Source organism: Streptomyces synnematoformans (assembly GCF_039531005.1).
GTDB lineage: Bacteria > Actinomycetota > Actinomycetes > Streptomycetales > Streptomycetaceae > Streptomyces > Streptomyces synnematoformans.
This window is the reverse complement of the sequence record NZ_BAAAPF010000632.1, coordinates 1-1650: the sequence shown is the minus strand read 5'-3', so window position 1 is coordinate 1650 and position 1650 is coordinate 1. Positions and strand designations below refer to the sequence as shown.

General features: G+C 80.9%; 1 protein-coding gene and 1 pseudogene. One reads left to right on the top strand and one right to left on the bottom strand.

All coding sequences use genetic code 11. The features are described 5' to 3' along the window. Nucleotides 1–465 (top strand): annotated as a pseudogene (locus ABD317_RS36720) (hypothetical protein); the annotation flags it as partial. 13 nt (nt 466–478) lie between these two features. Here ABD317_RS36720 and ABD317_RS36715 read toward each other — a convergent pair. Next, the coding region (locus tag ABD317_RS36715) for a DAK2 domain-containing protein (RefSeq protein ID WP_344296367.1) at nt 479–1650 on the bottom strand (1172 nt) is incomplete at its 5' end.

Below are 1650 nucleotides of genomic sequence, written 5' to 3'. Positions count from 1 at the left end.
GCCGGCGCCCCGCCCGCCGCCGGCGGCGGCGCGCCGGTGCGGGGTGGGCTTCGCGACGTCCTCCTCGCCGAACTCGCCACGACGCACCGGCAGACCGGCGACCTCATCGCCTCCGCCTGCGGCAGCACCCCCGAGGACCCCGAGGAGTCCGCCGCCGAGGCCGCCCGCGCCGCGTACGAGGAGGGGTTGGCCCACGTCCTAGGCGCCGTGGCCGGATTCGGCGAGCTGGGTCCCGACTGCCGCGACGAGCAGACCGGCGCGCAGCTCCTCGCCGCCTGGCTGGAGGCCGACCTCGGCCGCCCCGAGGCGGCGGCGCCGCGCGCCCGCGCGGTGCTCGCGGCGTACGGCCCCGCGGACGAGAACGCGGACGGCGCCGCGGATCCCGCGGACGGCGCGGACGGCGGCGGGACCGCGGAGTCGCGCCGCGGCGAGGCCCGGGCGCTGCTGGCCTACGTGGCCCGCTGACGGCCGCGGGCCGCTACTCCACCCCGATCAGCAGCGGCGCCGACTGGCTCCCCCCGTCGTACACCACCGTGTCCACCGCCAGGTGCCCGCCGCGCACGTGCGCCTCCAGCCGCGCGCCGAAGCCCGGCGGCAGGTCCGGGCCCAGTACCAGGGTGACCAGCTCGCCGCCGCCCGCCAGCAGCCGGTCCAGCACCGCCGCCGCGGTCTCCGCGAGGTCGCCGCCGACCACCGCCACGTCGCCCTCCACCACCCCGAGCACGTCGCCCGGGCGGCAGATCCCCGCCGTCGTCCACGCCTCCTGCTCCGCGACCGCCAGCTCCGCGTGCCGGGTGGCGCCGGCCGCGGCCGTCATGGTGACGACGTCCTCGTCGAACCGGCGCCCCGGGTCGTGCACCGCCAGCGCCGCCAGCCCCTGCACCGCGGCGCGGGTGGGAATGAGGGCCGCCCGTACGCCGGACTCCCGCACCTCCGCCACGGCCACCGCGGCGGTGTGCCGCAACTCCGCGTCGTTCGGCAGCAGGACGACCTCCCGCGCGCCCGTGCGGCGCATCGCCTCGGCCAGCTCCCCGCTCGCGGGCGGCTCCCCCTCCCGTACGGTCACCACCCCCGCGCCCGCCCGGGCGCACAGCGCCGCCAGCCCGTCGCCCGGTACGACGGCGACGACCGCCCGGCCCTCGCGCTCGCCGGCGCCGCGCCGGGGGGCCTCGGCGGGGGCGCCGGTGCCGAGGTGGGTGATCAGGATGCGGTACGGGCGGCCGGCCTCCACGCCGGCATCGGAGGCGCCGCCCGCGTCGTCGACGTGCACGTGCACCCGCCACAGCCCGTCGCCGCCGACGACGACGAGGGAGTCGCCGAGCGCGTCGAGCCGCGGCCGCAGCCGGGCGACGGCCGCGTCGCCGGCCTCCAGCAGGTAGATCACCTCGAACGCGGGCCCGTCCCCGGCCGCCCCGGGCACCGCGCAGGCGTCGTCGCCGGCGGCGCCGTCCCGGGGCTGCCCGGCCCCGGGGGCTTCCGTACCGCCCGCGTGGCCGGACAGGGCCGGCTCGGTGGGGCGGGCGGCGCCGCTGAGCGCGTCGGCGAGCGTGCCCAGCACCGCGACCAGGCCCAGCCCGCCGGCGTCCACGACACCCGCCCGGCGCAGCACGTCCAGCTGCCCGGTCGTCGCGGCCAGCGCCTCGCGGGCAC